Here is a 17,471-nt window from a genome sequence, read left to right on the forward strand (position 1 = left end):
TTAAAAAACTGACAGAACAATCAAATAAATCACAGCATAAAAATATTGTGTTGATATGGTTATGATCCAGTGTTTTTACTCAAAAATATGCTAAGTTAAGCCATGAAAAGTTTAGATGATAACTTAATTAAATCTATGAAAAATATTTATATTATTGGATTATTGTGGGCGTGCTCAACAGGGGCAATGGCTGAAACAGCGCTAAATGCGGAGACAGCAACGGCTCAACCTATTACTACGGCGAATAATATACGTGTTACCAATCGCTCAGAAATTATGGGGTTGTGGGGAATGGAAATACCCAATAATAAAAAATGTGTTGAATATTATAACTTTCGTGGAATGAATGAGGTTGTGGTCAAAAGTGGCAAAGAGTGGTCGTATGGTATGTATGACTATCAGCCCTCAGAAGATCATAAAGAGCGTTTACCTGCACTGATTCTACAAATTAAATATGATAATAATGAAGTTGACTGTTCTGGTCAGCAAGTCGATCAAACCGGGGAAGTTTCTCAATATTTTGTAAAGTGGTCGAACCCACATACCATTGATTTTTGTGCGAACGAGCAAGGTGAAAAATGCTTTGCAACGTTGCGCCGTGTATTACCTTAAATCACCTTATAATAAAAAACCTCTTATGATTTATAAGAGGTTTTTTATTGCAGCTTTTATTTAAGCTTTTTCGGCTTTAGGTTCAAGCTGTTTCAGTAAATGTTTTTCAAGATAATGAATATCCATTGCTTGTTCGCAGAAATTTTTATCTTTCAAAATCAAATCTTTATGCAAAGGGATGTTGGTTTTAATACCTGTCAAAATCATTTCATCTAATGCCTGACGCATACGCGCTAAAGATGTTTCACGATCTTTACCATGCGCAATGAGTTTTGCAATCATTGAATCATAATATGGCGGAATGCTATAACCTTGATAGATGTGGGAATCTAAACGGATACCTGCGCCACCCGGTGCATAGAAGTTGTCAATTTTACCTGGCGATGGCAAGAAATTGGTTGGGTCTTCAGCATTGATACGACACTCGATCGCATGGCCTTTGACTTCGATTTGATCTTGTTCAAGTGCCAAGCCTAAACCACCAGCAATACGAAGTTGTTGTTCAATAATATCAACACCTGTCACCATTTCCGTAACAGGATGCTCAACTTGAACACGCGTATTCATTTCAATAAAGAAGAACTCGCCATCTTCAAACAAGAACTCAAATGTTCCTGCACCGCGATATTGCATAAGCTTACAGGCATTGACACATGCCTCTAGAATATCAGCACGTGCTTGTTCAGGTAGATTAGGCGCAGGTGCTTCTTCTAATACCTTTTGATGGCGGCGTTGCAATGAACAGTCACGATCATATAAATGAATCGCATGACCATTACCATCTCCGAGAATTTGTACTTCTACATGGCGAGGCTTCTGTAAGAAACGTTCCATATAGACAGTGTCGTCACCGAACCACATTTCTGCATCACGTTGAGCGGCTTGAACAGATTCAAGTAGGGTGTCCACACGTTCGACAATACGCATACCACGACCACCACCACCTGATGCAGCTTTTACGATCAGTGGGAAGCCGATTTCTTTGGCTTCGGCAAGTGCATTATGAATCGTGACAGCATGGTCACAGCCAGGTACGGTTGGTACGCCAGCCTTTTTCATTGCAATAATTGCAGAAACCTTGTTACCCATGAGGCGGATATGCTCAGGGCGAGGGCCGATGAAGGTAAAACCTGAATTCTCAATGATCTCAGCGAATTCAGCATTCTCCGATAAAAAGCCATAACCCGGATGGATTGCGTCCGCACCAGTGATTTCTGCGGCAGTAATAATTGCAGGAATATTTAAATAACTTTCGCTTGTGGTACCCGGTCCAATACACACTGCTTCATCTACAAAGCGTAAATGCATCAGATCTTTGTCAGCATCAGAATAAATACCAACGGTTTTAATGCCTAGTGTTTTGCAAGCCCGAGTAATTCGTAAAGCGATTTCACCACGGTTTGCAATTAATACTTTTTGCAACATAGAAATCCCCAGATTTATTAGGCGCGGTAGCGGAATAGTGGTTGACCGAATTGAATAACGTCGCCATTTTTCACTAAGATTTCTTCGATTACACCGCTTTGGGTTGCTTCGATCGGGTTCATGATCTTCATTGCTTCGATAATCCCTAAGGTTTCACCAGCAGATACCGTTTGACCGATTTTGACAAAAGGTGCTTCACCTGGGCTTGGTGCTGCATAGAACACACCAACCATTGGAGACGTTTCAACTGCACCGCGTGGAGTTTTTACAACTGGCGCTGCTGGGGTCGATGCAGCAGGTGCAGCAGATACAGCTGCATAAACAGGTGTTGGGCGAGTCAATGAGATGGATTGATCACCTTCCTTAACTTCAATCGCTTGTAAGTCAGATTCAATCATCAAGTCGATGAGTTTCTTGATTTTACGGATATCCATGAGTGAGCATTCCTGAAATGTTTAAATTAATTAGAAGATTGAATTTTTTCGATAGCGTAATCGAGTGCAAGGGAATAACCCTGAGCACCTAAGCCACAAATCACGCCAATGGCTTTATCTGACAGATATGAGTGATGACGGAATGTTTCACGTGCGTGAACATTCGACAAATGAACCTCAATAAATGGAATTGCAACACCAAGCAAGGCATCGCGTAAAGCAACTGAAGTATGGGTCAGGGCAGCGGGGTTGATAATGATCAATTTGACCCCTTCATTTTGTGCCTGATGGATGCGATCAACAATCGCACCTTCCCAGTTGCTTTGGAAAGTATCTAGTATAAGTGACGCATCTTTAGCTTGAGCGGTGAGTTGTTGGTCAATATCACTTAAAGTGAGATGGCCATAAACTTCTGGTTCACGCTTTCCTAGCAAGTTTAAATTCGGTCCGTGAATCACCAAAATGGTTGAGCTCATTCAGCCTGCTCCAATTCTAAAACTGCAAATGTGTTTTGCAAGATGTCTGCAAAGTTTGCTTATTATGGCACAAAATTCTACAATTTTTTTATAATTTCTTTTCATCAATTAAGAAAGTTGCATACCAAGCATGGTGCATATAATGGAAACTTTGCAAGGAATTGGCAATGTTAAAAAATGACAAAATTCAGCTTATTTTATTTTTTAATATTCTAAACTGAATTACCCCAATTGGTTCATGGGATTTGTGTAACTCACCAGTCAATATGCATCAATTATGCTTATTTTTAATTCATTTTAATATCCACGAATAAATAAGCTGTAACTGTGTTGAAAATAACATATAAGCTTGAATATTTTGAATTATAACATTGTTTCTGCTGGTTTTTATTGTTCATCTTAAATACGATGTCACCAGATTCCTTTAGATGTGTATGTGTAAAGGGCTTGGCTTATTACCTAGTATCGCTAAATCAGCAGCGACATTTAGCTCGATATACCAAGACGATTGTTTGTTAAGCATCTCTTGGCGTTCGTGTATTGGCAAAAGTGATGCATTTCCTTTTGTGGATGGCAGTTAATGACATAAAAATGTCCGAAAAAGATAAGCTTCCTTTGAGTAGTATCATGATTACTTAAGAGACTGCTGTGATTGGCGTAGTCTCTTTTGGGTCTTTTAGAGCTGCCTTTATATTTAAAGGCAGTTTTTTTTAACCTAAGATTTTATCGCTTCATTAAATGCAGCAGAATAAGTCTCTAATAAAATAAGGTTTTGTGCTGAATCGGTACATAGTGCTGGCTTGAGATTAGAGCTATGCCATTTTTGCATCTGTTGAAATAACCATGCAAAGTCCTTTTGTTTGGGTTCAGCATTATCCTCAATGAAGTTTCGGATTATATTTTGAATATTAAAATACTTTTCAACATGTACCTCTGGTGAACAGTTGAATTGAATCACTTCAAAGTCGATGAGAAGCTGCCAGACGGGTGCAAAATCTTCTATTTCCCGTAGTTCTCGCTGGGCTCTAATAATAGCACTGGTTAACGCGATCAGCGTATTGGGGTGTTGTTGCGCCCAGTCTTGGGTCACTGCTAAAACTTTATCAGCAACATTTGGGATAATATCTTGGCTTGAACACAGAAGATGACTCAACCCAAGTAATTCAGCCTGTGTATTCCAAGGTTCACCAACACAAAACCCATCGATCAAATGGTTGTTGAGTGCCTCAACCATATATGGTGGAGCTAAGGTTTTTACATTGATTGAATGTGCTAAATCAGAATCAGCCAATGCTAACCATTCTCTTAGACAATAATGATGAATAGAATGTTGAAATACATGGGCTAAAGAGACGGTATGATTTGCCTTTATTTTTTGCACTAATTTTTGTGCAGAGGTCTTCGCTGAGTCCTGTTTTTGAATGTTTAATTCATAACATAGCTTTTGGCTTAAACTGATAAATGCACGGTTTTCGCTCAAAATTAAAGGGGTTTGTAGTGGGATGCCGATTTGATCAGCTGCTACGGCGGCGGCGGGTAACATGGCTGATAAGCAATGGGCGGCATCAAGCAGACCAAATGCAAGTCGATCTCGTAGGCTTGCCCATGAGGCTTCTTGTACTAAGGTGATGTCTAAGCCCACGTCCTCAAAAAAGCCACGTTGTTTGGCCCAAAGTAACGCAACACAGTCAAGTAAAGGGATATAGCCGAGTTGCAATTTGGTTTTTTCTAATTCTACTAAATGGCTCATCTATTCATCCTTTAATTGGTTGCTTAATAGTTGTTGCGCATCGAGTAAACGACGAGCCATTTCACCAATTGTCATACGATGACTCATGGCATTTTTTCTCAGTAATTGAAAGGCGGTATCTTCACTTAAACCATGTAGTTTCATTAATAACACTTTGGCCTTGTCGATATCTTTACGGTCAGCCAGTTTGGTTTTTGCGTCTTTAAGATCACCCTCTAACTTTTTATGCTTTTTATATTGTTCAATGGATATCTCTAAAATGGTGTGTAAACGTGAGGGGTCAATGCCATCAACGATATATGCAGTAATCCCCGCATCAATGGCTTGTTTAATGGTGTCTTTATCTGTGTTTTTGGTAAAAAGTACTGTGGGTAAGTCAAAGCTGCTGACACAGCTCTCAATTACATCGCGATGCGGGTGATCCATATCAAGCAAAATGACATCTGCTTGAAGATGTTCGAGCTTAAAAATATTAAGGTGATCTAAGGTAAAGCAAGCAACTACATCAAAGTCATGTTCTGTTAAACAGGTTTTGATGTATTCCGCCCGAGCCTGATCATCGTCAATAAGTACGATCTTGAGTTTCGGCATAAGTATATAAAGTCAAACAGTCGGTATATGCACATTCTGAATAAAGTGCTGTGAGTATTATTTTTTAAGCAAAATTAATGCCATAAGAAAACTTCTGATTCGGTGCAAATGCGCCAGAAGTCGATAGTTTATGCGCTTTATTGTATCGCTGCTGGTTTATTTGGAAAAATGAAATCTGCTCTTTAAGTGTTAAAAATATAAACCTGTTCTTTTTTGGTGCGTAAAAAGAGTTGTTATGAAGCAAGGTGAATTTTGCTTTAAAACAGGTCATCCCTATTTTTGGGGGAGAAATGCGCAATTTGCTTATACATATATTGTCTATTAAGTATTAAAAAACATATATAAAACAATGGTTAAATTCTTTCTCAGTATTTCTTTGTTTTTGTTTGGCATAGTATTTGCTAACTACTTAGTGAGTCAAAGACGACTTTTCAAAAAAATTGTAAGACGGCCAACGATGTCCGATCTGATCGGTTTGTTTACACAATGTTTGTGTTGACAACACAGTATACGTTCAGTAGGAGAGATGGCAATGTCTTTAGATTTATCGGCCAAAAAAGCCACATCAATTAAGTTATTCAACTTTTCCGCACCAGCGATGCGTGCATTCCACATGAGCTGGCTTGCATTCTTCGTCTGTTTCTTTGCTTGGTTCGCTTGTGCTCCTTTGATGCCAGTCATTGCAGGTGAGTTCAATTTAACGATAGATCAAATTGCCAATATTAATATTGCAGCTGTTGCGATCACGATTGTCGTTCGTCTTATCGTTGGGCCACTGTGTGACAAATACGGTCCACGTAAAACCTATAGCGCATTATTGCTGATCGGGAGTATTCCTGTATTTGGTGTTGCCTCAGCAAACAGCTATGAATCTTTCTTATTTTTCCGTTTATTGATTGGTGCGATCGGTGCCAGTTTTGTGATTACGCAATATCACACCAGCATTATGTTTGCGCCAAATGTGGTAGGTACTGCAAATGCTGCTTCTGCTGGTTGGGGGAATGCTGGTGGTGGTGCGACTCAAGTCTTGATGCCATTGATGCTTGCGGCGTTAGTGATGTTCGGTGTTGAACAAGCGATGGGGTGGAGAATTGCACTGCTTGTTCCGGGTCTGTTGATGGTTATTGTCGGGGTACTTTACTGGAAATACACACAAGATTGCCCACAAGGCAACTTTAAAGAGCTTCGTGCGCAAGGTATTTCTGTTGGCAGCGATAAAAAAGGTGGGATGGCGATTCTGATGCACGCGGCGCGTAACTATCGTGTGTGGATCTTATTTGTCTCTTATGCAGCATGTTTTGGTATTGAGATCTTCATCCATAACATCATTGCGATGTATTACGTGACTCACTTTGACTTTGGTTTAAAAGAAGCAGGTTTAGCCGCAGGGATCTTTGGTTTATTGGCATTATTTGCCCGTGCTCTAGGTGGCATGGTTTCAGACAAAATTGCACTTAAGCGCGGTTTGGATGGTCGTACCAAGATTCTATTTTTATTGATCTTGGGAGAAGGGCTGTTCTTGATCCTTTTCTCTCAAATGAGCAGTGTCACTTTAGCAATTCTAAGCATGACCATCTTTGCATTGTTTACTCATATGGCGTGTGGAGCAACGTATGCATTGGTTCCATTCATTGACCGTGATGCTTTGGGCGGAGTCGCGGGCATTATTGGCGCAGGTGGCAACGTTGGCGCTGTTGCAGCAGGATTTTTATTGAAGGGTATGTTGGATATCCAAACATGTTTAATGGTTTTAGGTGGCTTGGTTGTGATCACTGCCGGTTCTGTGATGTTCATCCGATTCTCGGTAGAGCATAAAGAAAAAGAACAACGCTTATTTGAACAAGCACTTTTAGAACGCCACGCAGAACAAAACAGCGCAGCTTAATCAAAATCAGATTTTAGGAGAAACACAATGAAATTAGTGATGATTGGTCACGGCATGGTAGGTCATAAATTCATCGAAGCCATTTTAGAGAAAGCTGATGATGAGTTGGAAATTACCATTCTTGCAGAAGAACCACGTATTGCTTATGACCGTGTACATTTGACTGAGTACTTCTCTGGTAAATCAGCAAAGGATTTGTCACTTGCACGTTTTGACTTTGCTGATGCGCACGGTATTGATTTACGCTTAAATACCAAAGCAACTGCAATTGATACTGTTGAACAAACAGTGACCACGAATCATGGGGATGTGATTCACTACGACAAATTGGTGTTGGCAACAGGTTCTTATGCTTTTGTTCCGCCAATATCAGGTAATGATCGTGAAAATTGTTTTGTTTATCGTACCCTTGAAGATTTGGATGCGATTAGAGCAGCAAGCTTAAATGCAAAAACAGGTGTAGTGATTGGTGGTGGTTTACTTGGTTTGGAAGCAGCGAAAGCATTACGTGACTTAAACTTAGAAACACATGTTGTTGAATTTGCACCACGCTTGATGGCCGTTCAAATTGATGATTTAGGTGGTAAGGTACTACGTCGTAAAATCGAAAACCTTGGTGTGAAGGTTCATACCCAAAAAGCAACACAATGTATTGAAGCAGGCGACAGTGCCACGCATATCATGAAGTTTGCTGATGGCAGCGAGCTTGAAACAGACATTATTCTCTTCTCAGCAGGGATTCGCCCACGTGATGAATTGGCTCGTTTGAGTGGTTTGGCGTTAGGTGAGCGTGGTGGTATTAAAATCAATGATTACTGCCAAACGTCAGACGAAAATATTTATGCAATTGGTGAATGTGCGCTGTGGGATAACAAGATTTATGGTTTAGTTGCACCCGGCTACGATATGGCCCGTATTGCAGCAAAACATATTCTGGTTGAAGAAACACATTGCTTCGCAGGTGCCGATATGAGCACCAAGCTAAAGTTGATGGGTGTGGATGTCGCGTCAGTCGGTGATGCACATGGTATGACACCAAATTCTCTCAGCTATTTCTATGCTGATGAAGATGCATTGGTCTATAAAAAGATCGTGGTTGATGCCGACAAAACCAAATTACTGGGCGCAGTGTTGGTCGGTGATGCAGCAGAATATAACGACCTATTGCAAATGATGCTGAATGGTCTGGCATTACCTGAAACACCTGAAAGTTTAATTATGCCGGGCTTCGCTGATTCAGGTGCGAAAGCAGGCGGTAGTGGTGTTGATTTACTACCTGACAGTGCCACCATTTGTTCATGTAACAACGTTTCTAAAGCAGATATTTGTCAAGCAATCTGTGATGGTTCAACTTCACTGGGTGCTTTGAAAAAATGTACCAAAGCAGCAACAGCTTGTGGTGGTTGTGCGCCACTGGTGACTCAAGTCTTAAAATCAGAGTTACAACGTCAAGGTGTTACGGTCAATAACCATATTTGCGAACATTTCCCGTACTCACGCCAAGAGCTGTATCACTTGGTACGTGTCAATGAGATCAAAACCTTTGATGATTTGATTCATCAACATGGTCATGGCCTAGGTTGTGATATTTGTAAGCCAACGGCTGCCAATATCTTGGCATCGTGCTGGAATGACTTTGTATTAGAACCGAGTCATGCAGGCTTACAAGACAGTAATGATTACTACTTGGGCAATATCCAAAAGGATGGTTCTTATTCGGTTGTGCCACGTATGGCAGGCGGTGAAGTGACTCCAGATGGATTAATTGCAGTGGGTCAAATTGCTAAAAAATATAATTTGTACACCAAAATCACAGGTGGTCAACGTGTTGATTTATTCGGTGCACAAATCCATGAACTGCCATTTATTTGGGAAGAGTTAAACGCGGCTGGTTTTGAATCAGGTCATGCTTATGGTAAATCACTGCGTACTGTGAAGTCTTGTGTGGGTAGCACATGGTGTCGTTATGGCGTTGATGATTCTGTCGGCTTAGCGATTGAACTTGAAAATCGTTATAAAGGTTTGCGTTCACCACATAAACTGAAAATGGCAGTTTCAGGTTGTACCCGTGAGTGTGCGGAAGCGCAAGGTAAAGATGTCGGTGTGATTGCCACTGAGAAAGGCTGGAACTTATACGTGTGTGGTAATGGTGGTATGAAACCTCGCCATGCTGAGTTACTGGCATCTGATTTAGATACTCAAACTTTGATTCGTTATATTGACCGCTTCTTTATGTTCTACATCCAAACCTCTGATCGTTTACAACGTACCAGTGTATGGCGTGACAACATGGAAGGTGGTTTGGATTACTTGAAATCAGTCATTGTCGATGATTCATTGGGCCTAGCTGAAGAGCTTGAAAACCGTATGAGTCATGTGATTGGCACTTATCAAGATGAATGGCGCACTGCGGTGGAAAATCCTGAAATCCGCAAACGTTTCCAAACCTATATCAATGCAAGTGCTGAACAACAAGCTGATCCACACATTCAGTTTACGCAAGTACGTGATCAAATCCGTCCATTGAATGATGCAGAACGTTCAGAAGATCGTATTCCAATGGTTGAAGCATAAGGAGAACAGAGATGACCAGTTTAAAAGAAATGAACAATATGCTTCCTGAAAATGATTGGATTGAAGTCTGTGCTTTAAATGATATTACGCCAAATACTGGTGTTGGAGCATTGGTGGGTGAGCAAGCTGTTGCCTTGTTCCGTGTAGGACATGAAAAACGTATTTATGCGTTGAGCAATAAAGACCCATTCAGCCAAGCCAATGTAATGTGTCGTGGCATTATTGGTGATTTACAAGGCGAACGTGTGATTGCATCGCCGATCTATAAACAACATTTCAGTTTAGCGACAGGGCGTTGTTTGGAAGATAAGGATCAAAAACTTTTAGTATTTCCAACCAAAATCGAAGATGGTCGGGTATGGGTGAGTCCAGTTCCTCAAAAGACTTACATCACTAATAATGGCGCTTCTCAAGAAAAGTTAAAACTTGTGCTGATTGGCAATGGTTTAGCGGGTATGCGTTGTCTTGAAGACTTATTGGATATGGCACCAGATCGTTATGAAGTCACTGTGATTGGTGAAGAACCGTGGGGCAATTACAACCGTATTATGCTGTCGCCAGTGCTTTCAGGTGAAAAAACCATTGACGACATCATGCTGCATCCACATGCATGGTATAGCGATAAAGGTATTCAGTTTATTGCTGATGATCCAGCAGTAAAAATAGATCGTACCCGTAAAACTGTACATACCGAAAAAGGTGAAAGTGTTGATTATGATCGCTTGATTATTGCGACAGGCTCGTCACCATTTATTCCGCCAGTTCAAGGTGTTGACCTGAAAGGTGTGATCAGCTTCCGTGATATTTATGATGTAAATACCATGATTAAATATGCTGAAAGCAAGAAAAATGCAGTGGTGATTGGTGGTGGTTTACTTGGTTTGGAAGCTGCTTACGGTCTGGTACAACGTGGTATGAATGTCACGGTATTGCACTTGATGGATCGTATTATGGAGCGTCAGCTTGATGGTCGTGCCAGCGGTATGTTACGTCATAGTATTGAGCAGAAAGGCATCAATATTATTACTGAAGCAAATACAGAAGCGTTGATTGCTGACGAAAATGGTCATGTCAAACAAGTCCGCTTAAAAGATGGAACTGTTTTAGATGCTGATCTTGTGATCTTTGCTGTAGGTATTCGTCCTAATATCGCATTGGCACAAAGTGCAGGGTTGCGTTGTAATCGTGGTATCTTGGTGAATGACACCATGCAAACCTTTGACCCAAGTATCTATGCGGTGGGTGAGTGCATCGAACACCGTAATCAAACCTTTGGTCTGGTTGAACCGCTATGGGGACAAGCATTTATTTGTGCAACCCATTTGGCTGAACACGGCAGTTTGACTTTCAAATCACCAACTGTTCCAACACAATTAAAAGTCAGTGGTGTCGATGTATTTTCGGCAGGAAACTTTGAGCCTAAAGAAGACTTTGAAGACATCATCTTGAACGATGAAAAGCGTCAAATTTATAAGCGTATTATTATTCAAAAAGACAAAGTGATCGGTGCTGTTTTATTTGGTGATACCGAGGATGGTATGTGGTATGCCGAACTGATTGCTGATCAAACGCCAGTTTCGATGTTTAGAAATAAATTGTTATTTGGTAAAGACTTTGCAATGAAAAAGGCTGGTTAATCCTCTTTGGCTTAGGAGGATCTCCTCCTAAGCCAAAAATAGAATGTGAAATGTAGGCAGAAATGAATTAGGTAAAGGGGCAGTCATGAACAGTATTCAAAATTTAGAACACAGTCGCTCCGATCATGTAGAAAAAATCATTACAAAAACAACGTGTCCTTATTGTGGGGTTGGCTGTGGTGTAGATGTTACCGTCCAGCATAAAGCATACGGCACAACGGTTAAAGTGTCAGGTGATACTCAACATCCAGCAAACTTTGGGCGACTTTGTATTAAGGGCAGCAATTTAGCTGATACCATCGGTCTAGAAACTCGTGTCTTGTCTCCAATGTTTGGGCGTAAAAATCACCGTATAGTCGCCACTTGGGACACCGCAATAGAAAAAATTGCAGACCAATTCCAAGCCTGTATTGATCAATATGGATCTGACAGTGTTGCCTTTTATGTCTCAGGTCAGTTGTTGACCGAAGACTATTATGTGGTGAATAAATTCGTCAAAGGTTATCTTGGTACTGCCAATATTGATACCAATTCACGTCTATGTATGTCCTCTGCCGTAGCTGCCCATAAACGTGCCTTTGGGGAAGATATCGTTCCTGCAAGTTATGAGGACTTCGAACATACCGATATGGTGGTATTGGTGGGTTCAAATACTGCATGGTGTCATCCAGTTTTGTATCAACGCATCATGCAGGCAAAAAGTAAAAATCCAGATTTGTTCGTCGTGGTGATTGATCCACGTTTTACCAGTACTTGTGAACAAGCTGATTTGCATTTGCCTATTTTACTCGGGCAAGACGTGGCTTTATTTAATGGTTTATTACAATATTTATATCAAAATGATTATGTAGATCATCAATTTGTTGAGTCGTATACCGAAGGATTACCAGCACTTTTAGAAGCAAGTCAAAGCGAACAAGATTTTAATGCACTGGTTAAACGCACAGGGATTTCAGCAGAAAAATTACAACTGTTTTTTGATAAGTTTGCTCAGACTGAAAAAGTGGTTACGCTATTTTCTATGGGCGTGAACCAATCTTCGCAAGGGGTCAATAAAGCCAATAGTATTATCAATTGCCATTTATTGACTGGCAAAATTGGTAAGTTGGGTGCTGCGCCGTTCTCAATGACGGGTCAACCGAATGCCATGGGTGGGCGTGAAGTGGGCGGGCTGGCGAACATGCTGGCAGCACATCTAGATTTAGATAATCAAAGTCATCAAAATTTAGTGCAGAGCTTCTGGAATAGTCCTGTCATTGCCACACAAGCTGGCCTCAAAGCGGTTGATTTATTCCAAGCTGTGGAGAGTGGAAAAATCAAAGCCATCTGGATTATGGCAACCAATCCAGTGGTGAGCCTGCCTGATGCCGATCAAGTGAAACGCGCTTTGGAAAAATGTGAGTTTGTCGTGGTGTCGGATATTTGTGCTGATACCGATACCACCGCTTATGCTGATGTCTTATTACCAGCCTTAGGCTGGGGTGAAAAAGATGGCACAGTCACCAACTCTGAACGCCGTATTTCTCGTCAACGTGCTTTTCTGCCTGCGCCAAAACAAGCGAAAGCTGATTGGTGGGCTGTATGCGAAGTGGCGAAAAAACTCGGTTTTTCAGGTTTTGATTTTAACAATGCCAGTGATATTTTTAATGAACATGCGGCGTTGTCTGCCTATGAAAATGCCAGTGTAGATCAACGTGATCAAGTTGAGAATTTCCGTTATTTCAACTTAAAAGGCTTAATGAATTTAAGCTTAGATGAATATAACCAATTACAGCCAATTCAATGGCCAGTCTGGGGAAAAGGTCAAAGTATTGCGGTGGAGCAACTTTTTGATCAAGGATGCTTTAGTCATAAAAATAGTAAGGCCAAATTGATTCCAACAGTTGCAATTAACCCAGTGAATGCGACGTCAGAAGATTATCCGTTGATACTTAATACAGGGCGTATTCGTGATCAATGGCATACTATGACACGAACGGGTTTATCTGAGAATTTAACCACACACCGAGCTGAGCCGTTTTGTGAGATTCATCCAAATGACGCTTTAAAATTTGGTATTCGTGATAAAGCCTTGGTTGAAGTGCGTTCAACGTGGGGCAGTTGCGTACTGCGTGTGACACTGGCTCAAGGTGTACGCCGTGGACAAATCTTTGCACCGATTCATTGGACTGAACAAGTGGCTTCGGATGCCCGAATTGGTAAGATCGTCAATCCAGTGGTAGATGCCATTTCTGGCGAACCTGAATTTAAACACACACCAGTGGCGATTCAACCATTTCATACCACTTGGCAAGGCGTGTTATATGTGCGAGAGGGATTTGAACATTATATCAAAAACTCGCTAGAGACTTGTGCTTGGTGGACCAAGATCAAAACAGCCAAAGCAATACGTTATGAGATCGCAGACCGTCATAACTTTGATCAAACGCAAAAGAACCTTAAAAACTTTTTACCTTTTGTTGATGAAACCTATGAGTGGCTAAGTCTGGACGATGTTTCAGCGCAACTGAGCCATAGTGTGATATTGAAAGATGGTATTCTTATTGCAAGTTTATATATTGCGCCAGCAGAGTTGTTACCTGATCGTGACTGGGTCGCTACGCTATTTAAACGTGAACGATTGAGTGCGTTACACCGAAAAGCTTTGCTGGCAGGTATGCCGATGTCAGCGGCTAACAACGATGGACCACTGGTCTGTAGTTGCTTTAAAGTAGGTAAAAATAAAATCATTGAAGCCATTAAAACTCAAAATATTACGCATGAAAAACAAGTGACAGCGTGTTTAAAAGCTGGTGGAAATTGTGGTTCATGTCTACCCGAGATTCGTGGCTTGATCAAAACTTGTCAATTGGAGGCAGAGGTATGAACACAGAATTTCCCGCTACAGATCTAGTGATCCTAGCGGGAGGGCAAGCTCGTCGTATGAACGGTATGAATAAACTATTACAACAGTTTGATGACCAAGTTCAACTCTCAAAAATCTGCCAAAACTTTAAAACTGAAGTCCAGCAGGTTTGGGTCAACAGTCATCGAGACAGTTCGATTTATAAGCATATTGAGCCCGATATTCAGTGCTATGCCGATGATCAAAGTGGTTTTTTAGGCCCATTGATGGGAATGAAAAGTGCTTGGGCGCAGGTACAATCAGACTATGTCTTATTCATTCCTTGTGATGTGACGTATATTCCGAATCAGGTTTTGGCAAAACTTCATCGGGCTTTACAGAAAAACCCTATAGCGCAAGTTGCTTATGTCATGATCAATGGCGATGCGTTATATCCATTTTGTCTATTAAAAAGAGCAAGCTTGCCAGTTTTAGACCAACAAATAACAGCAAATAAATTGAGTCTACGTGATTGTTTTAAGCAGTTACATGCACAAACTGTCTCATTCCAGAAACAGAGTTTATTTTGTCATAGCATTAATTCTCTGGATGAATTGCAACAATATCAACAAATCAAAGCTTTTAAACAGATGCTGATTTCTAACTAATTGTTGTAAGTCCTTTCTGTTCAACAACTTTACAAGAATATTATTCAGGCTAAGGCTTTTTTGAGGTAATTCTCCATTTCTTCAGTAGGAACCATTCCACCACCTGTGCCCCAAACGATATGATTGGCATTTTCAAGCTGTTGTTCGGTAAATTGATGTAAAGCAGCGTAGGCTTTATGCTGGCTGATCAAAATAGGGCCTAACATACCCGCTAAGGCAGATGGCTCAAGTTTGAGATGTTCGGATTGGTGAAGTATACCCAGTAAGGTATACATCGTTTGGTCATCAAGCGTATAAAAACCATCTAATAATCTTTCCATTGCTCGACCAACAAAGCCTGATGCACGCCCCACGGCGAGACCATCGGCAGCAGTGATATTATCAATTCCAATATCCTGAACAGAAATTTCATCATGTAGACCTGTAGCAACACCCAGTAGCATACATGGCGAATGGGTGGGTTCAGCGAAAATACAATGAACATGATCCCCGAAAGCCATTTTTAACCCAAATGCGACACCGCCAGGGCCACCACCAACACCACAAGGTAAATAAACGAACAAAGGATGATCATGATCTACAGTGATATTTTTTTGCTCTAATTGTTTTTTTAAGCGTTCGCCTGCAACCGAATAACCTAAAAATAAATTTTGCGAATTTTCATCATCAATGAAAAAACAATTCGGATTTTCTAAGGCTGCTTTTCGACCTTCTTGTACTGCAACACCGTAATCTTGATCATATTCGATGACGGTTACACCATGAGATCGCAACTTATCTTTTTTCCATTGGCGTGCATCTGCGGACATGTGTACCGTAACATCCAAGCCTAGTTTTGCACTCATAATGCCAATTGATAGTCCGAGATTGCCTGTAGAACCGACGGCAATACTGTATTGACTAAAAAATGTTTTAAATTCAGGACTGTTCAGTTTTGAGTAGTCATCATCAACCGTTAATAACCCAGCTTGAAGTGCAAGCTTTTCAGCGTGATAGAGGACTTCATAAATACCGCCACGCGCTTTGATTGAACCTGATATGGGGAGATGACTGTCTTTTTTAAGCCAGAGTTTTCCATAAATGTCTTGTCCAAAGTGAGCCTCAACAGCATGTTGCATATTGGGAATAGCTATTAGCTCAGATTCGATTATGCCATCTGTCACAGTGGTTTCTGGAAATACTGTCATGAGGTATGGCGCAAAGCGAGCTAAACGATCACGTGCGTCATCAATATCGTTCTGAGTTAGCCCAACATAAGGCAAGCCTTCGTCAAGTGTCGTAAATTGGGAATTAAACCAAACGGTCTTTTTGAGTTCGATCAGATCTTTAACAATGGGGTATTGCGTAATAAGGTGTTTAATTTGATCTGAATTCATAAAAGTGCTCATCAGGTTTAAATAAAATTAGAATGAAAGGGACGGTTTACTCAGTCTAGTTTTTCTTTTGAATGAATATGATGGTGAAGATTAAACCACAAAAACTGGCTTTCTGCGATTGATGAAAGCATCGATATAGCCAAAACGATGATCTGCCATTCAGCTTTAATTTACTTCCTTATGTAAATTTCTGACGAGTGTTCTTGACCTTTGTATTAGTAAGTTCTATTTTTGAACTTATATCATTCCATCCGATTGAACCTGTGTTTGGATTAACATCGGTACAATGAAAGAATGTTGGAAAAATAAAGAGAATAGGAGCTTCACATGTTTTCGATTCGGTACCAGCAGATCCCATTACAATTCTTATTTGAACATCAATCAACTCTAGCTGGGCTTGGGAAAATTGGACTTCGCAGTCTCAAAAAGGCTCAGGTGAAGTCAGTTGATTGGCAGGCGCTCGCAGCGATTAAAGAAGTGATTGAACCGCCAAGTGTTGAATTGATTGATCATTATGTGCGATGGAGTGGTGCTCAAGCAGACAAATATCAGGATTCGATTCCACCGCATATGGTATCGCAATGGGGGCTTTCATTTGCAACACGCCTGTTATTGCAAACGAGTTACCCGTTGACCCAAGTGATCAATCAAGGGGTTAGCCTGAAAATTCATGGCAAGATTCCTCGACATGAAAAATTATTGATTCAAGCCAAGATTTCCCAAGTGGATGAGCGTAATGGTCTGGCACGTGTCTCGGTTCAGATTATTACTGGAACAATCGCTCAGCCTGACTTGGTTGAAGCTGTGTTGCATATGGCGTTCATTTTACCTAATTTTGAAAAAACCAAACGGACAGAAAGCACAGACCAGAAAAAGTGGACCACACAAGGCGAATGGTCAACCACAGCGAATGATGGTTTGAAATTTGCGCTGTTAACAGGAGATTTTAATCCAATCCATTGGGTCGGGCCTTTAGCAAAAATTTCTAGTTTTGGGCAGAAAGTACTGCATGGATTTGGGGTGTTTGCACGTAGCTTTGAGCTATTACCTGAGCCAATTCAACAGATTGATGTCCGATTCTTAAAACCAGTGAAATTGCCCTCCCAATACAATCAAGTTGAAACCAGTGTTGAGCAGGATCAAAAGTTTGTACGTGTGGTTGGCTCAGCAGGGCAAATTTGTTTAATGGGTCAATTTTCATAACTTCATAACAACGATA

The 17,471-nt window shown here is 40.8% G+C and carries 13 protein-coding genes; 7 read left to right on the forward strand and 6 right to left on the reverse strand.

Annotation, left to right across the window (positions count from 1 at the left end):
• Positions 1-135: 135 nt before the first annotated feature.
• On the forward strand, positions 136-612 hold the full coding sequence (locus MMP72_RS00085; RefSeq protein WP_241313996.1) for a hypothetical protein: 477 nt from the start codon (positions 136-138) through the stop codon (positions 610-612).
• A 60-nt stretch (positions 613-672) separates the two neighbouring features.
• On the opposite strand, the gene accC is transcribed toward MMP72_RS00085, so the two are convergent.
• From accC to MMP72_RS00110, 5 genes are all read right to left on the reverse strand, one after another.
• On the reverse strand, positions 673-2,037 hold the full coding sequence (gene accC / locus MMP72_RS00090; protein WP_241313646.1) for an acetyl-CoA carboxylase biotin carboxylase subunit: 1,365 nt from the start codon (positions 2,035-2,037) through the stop codon (positions 673-675).
• Between the two features lie 17 nt (positions 2,038-2,054).
• Positions 2,055-2,471: an acetyl-CoA carboxylase biotin carboxyl carrier protein gene (accB, locus tag MMP72_RS00095; protein ID WP_241313647.1), complete on the reverse strand. Its 417-nt coding sequence runs from the start codon at positions 2,469-2,471 to the stop codon at positions 2,055-2,057.
• Between the two features lie 26 nt (positions 2,472-2,497).
• Positions 2,498-2,947: a type II 3-dehydroquinate dehydratase gene (aroQ, locus tag MMP72_RS00100; RefSeq protein ID WP_241313648.1), complete on the reverse strand. Its 450-nt coding sequence runs from the start codon at positions 2,945-2,947 to the stop codon at positions 2,498-2,500.
• Positions 2,948-3,662: 715 nt separating this feature from the next.
• Positions 3,663-4,697, reverse strand: a complete 1,035-nt coding sequence (locus tag MMP72_RS00105) for an ABC transporter substrate-binding protein (protein ID WP_241313649.1) — start codon at positions 4,695-4,697, stop codon at positions 3,663-3,665.
• The gene (locus MMP72_RS00110; RefSeq protein ID WP_241313650.1) at positions 4,698-5,288 is read right to left on the reverse strand and encodes an ANTAR domain-containing protein; all 591 of its coding nucleotides are present in this window, start codon (positions 5,286-5,288) and stop codon (positions 4,698-4,700) included. It lies immediately after the preceding gene.
• A gap of 526 nt (positions 5,289-5,814) precedes the next feature.
• On the opposite strand from MMP72_RS00110, the gene MMP72_RS00115 reads away from it, so the two are divergent.
• The 5 genes from MMP72_RS00115 to MMP72_RS00135 all read left to right on the forward strand — a co-directional run bounded on the left by MMP72_RS00115 (position 5,815) and on the right by MMP72_RS00135 (position 14,876).
• Positions 5,815-7,173 carry an MFS transporter gene (locus MMP72_RS00115; protein ID WP_241313652.1) on the forward strand — a complete coding sequence of 453 codons (1,359 nt, stop codon included), beginning with the start codon at positions 5,815-5,817 and terminating at the stop codon, positions 7,171-7,173.
• Positions 7,174-7,200: 27 nt separating this feature from the next.
• On the forward strand, positions 7,201-9,747 hold the full coding sequence (gene nirB, locus MMP72_RS00120; RefSeq protein WP_241313653.1) for a nitrite reductase large subunit NirB: 2,547 nt from the start codon (positions 7,201-7,203) through the stop codon (positions 9,745-9,747).
• Positions 9,748-9,758: 11 nt separating this feature from the next.
• Positions 9,759-11,384, forward strand: coding sequence for a nitrite reductase small subunit NirD (nirD, locus tag MMP72_RS00125; protein ID WP_241313654.1), 1,626 nt, complete (start codon positions 9,759-9,761; stop codon positions 11,382-11,384).
• A gap of 85 nt (positions 11,385-11,469) precedes the next feature.
• Positions 11,470-14,250: a nitrate reductase gene (locus MMP72_RS00130; protein ID WP_241313656.1), complete on the forward strand. Its 2,781-nt coding sequence runs from the start codon at positions 11,470-11,472 to the stop codon at positions 14,248-14,250.
• A complete protein-coding gene (locus tag MMP72_RS00135; protein WP_241313657.1) occupies positions 14,247-14,876 on the forward strand; it encodes an NTP transferase domain-containing protein in 630 nt (209 codons plus the stop codon). Before MMP72_RS00130 ends, MMP72_RS00135 begins: the two co-directional genes overlap by 4 nt.
• 44 nt (positions 14,877-14,920) lie before the next feature.
• On the opposite strand, the gene dsdA is transcribed toward MMP72_RS00135, so the two are convergent.
• On the reverse strand, positions 14,921-16,252 hold the full coding sequence (gene dsdA, locus MMP72_RS00140; RefSeq protein ID WP_241313658.1) for a D-serine ammonia-lyase: 1,332 nt from the start codon (positions 16,250-16,252) through the stop codon (positions 14,921-14,923).
• Between the two features lie 327 nt (positions 16,253-16,579).
• On the opposite strand from dsdA, the gene MMP72_RS00145 reads away from it, so the two are divergent.
• Positions 16,580-17,455, forward strand: coding sequence for a MaoC/PaaZ C-terminal domain-containing protein (locus tag MMP72_RS00145; RefSeq protein WP_241313659.1), 876 nt, complete (start codon positions 16,580-16,582; stop codon positions 17,453-17,455).
• Positions 17,456-17,471: the final 16 nt, after the last annotated feature.

The sequence above is a fragment of the Acinetobacter sp. NIPH 2699 genome, assembly GCF_022549355.1.
In the GTDB taxonomy this organism is placed as follows: Bacteria; Pseudomonadota; Gammaproteobacteria; order Pseudomonadales; family Moraxellaceae; genus Acinetobacter.

Bases quoted from the DNA above. Each gene is read 5' to 3' on its own strand.
- MMP72_RS00135 (WP_241313657.1), top strand. From the start codon at position 14,247: ATGAACACAGAATTTCCCGCTACAGATCTAGTGATCCTAGCGGGAGGG.
- aroQ (WP_241313648.1), bottom strand. From the start codon at position 2,947: ATGAGCTCAACCATTTTGGTGATTCACGGACCGAATTTAAACTTGCTA.
- nirB (WP_241313653.1), top strand. From the start codon at position 7,201: ATGAAATTAGTGATGATTGGTCACGGCATGGTAGGTCATAAATTCATC.
- MMP72_RS00085 (WP_241313996.1), top strand. From the start codon at position 136: ATGAAAAATATTTATATTATTGGATTATTGTGGGCGTGCTCAACAGGG.
- MMP72_RS00110 (WP_241313650.1), bottom strand. From the start codon at position 5,288: ATGCCGAAACTCAAGATCGTACTTATTGACGATGATCAGGCTCGGGCG.
- dsdA (WP_241313658.1), bottom strand. From the start codon at position 16,252: ATGAATTCAGATCAAATTAAACACCTTATTACGCAATACCCCATTGTT.
- nirD (WP_241313654.1), top strand. From the start codon at position 9,759: ATGACCAGTTTAAAAGAAATGAACAATATGCTTCCTGAAAATGATTGG.
- MMP72_RS00105 (WP_241313649.1), bottom strand. From the start codon at position 4,697: ATGAGCCATTTAGTAGAATTAGAAAAAACCAAATTGCAACTCGGCTAT.
- MMP72_RS00115 (WP_241313652.1), top strand. From the start codon at position 5,815: ATGGCAATGTCTTTAGATTTATCGGCCAAAAAAGCCACATCAATTAAG.
- accC (WP_241313646.1), bottom strand. From the start codon at position 2,037: ATGTTGCAAAAAGTATTAATTGCAAACCGTGGTGAAATCGCTTTACGA.
- MMP72_RS00130 (WP_241313656.1), top strand. From the start codon at position 11,470: ATGAACAGTATTCAAAATTTAGAACACAGTCGCTCCGATCATGTAGAA.
- MMP72_RS00145 (WP_241313659.1), top strand. From the start codon at position 16,580: ATGTTTTCGATTCGGTACCAGCAGATCCCATTACAATTCTTATTTGAA.
- accB (WP_241313647.1), bottom strand. From the start codon at position 2,471: ATGGATATCCGTAAAATCAAGAAACTCATCGACTTGATGATTGAATCT.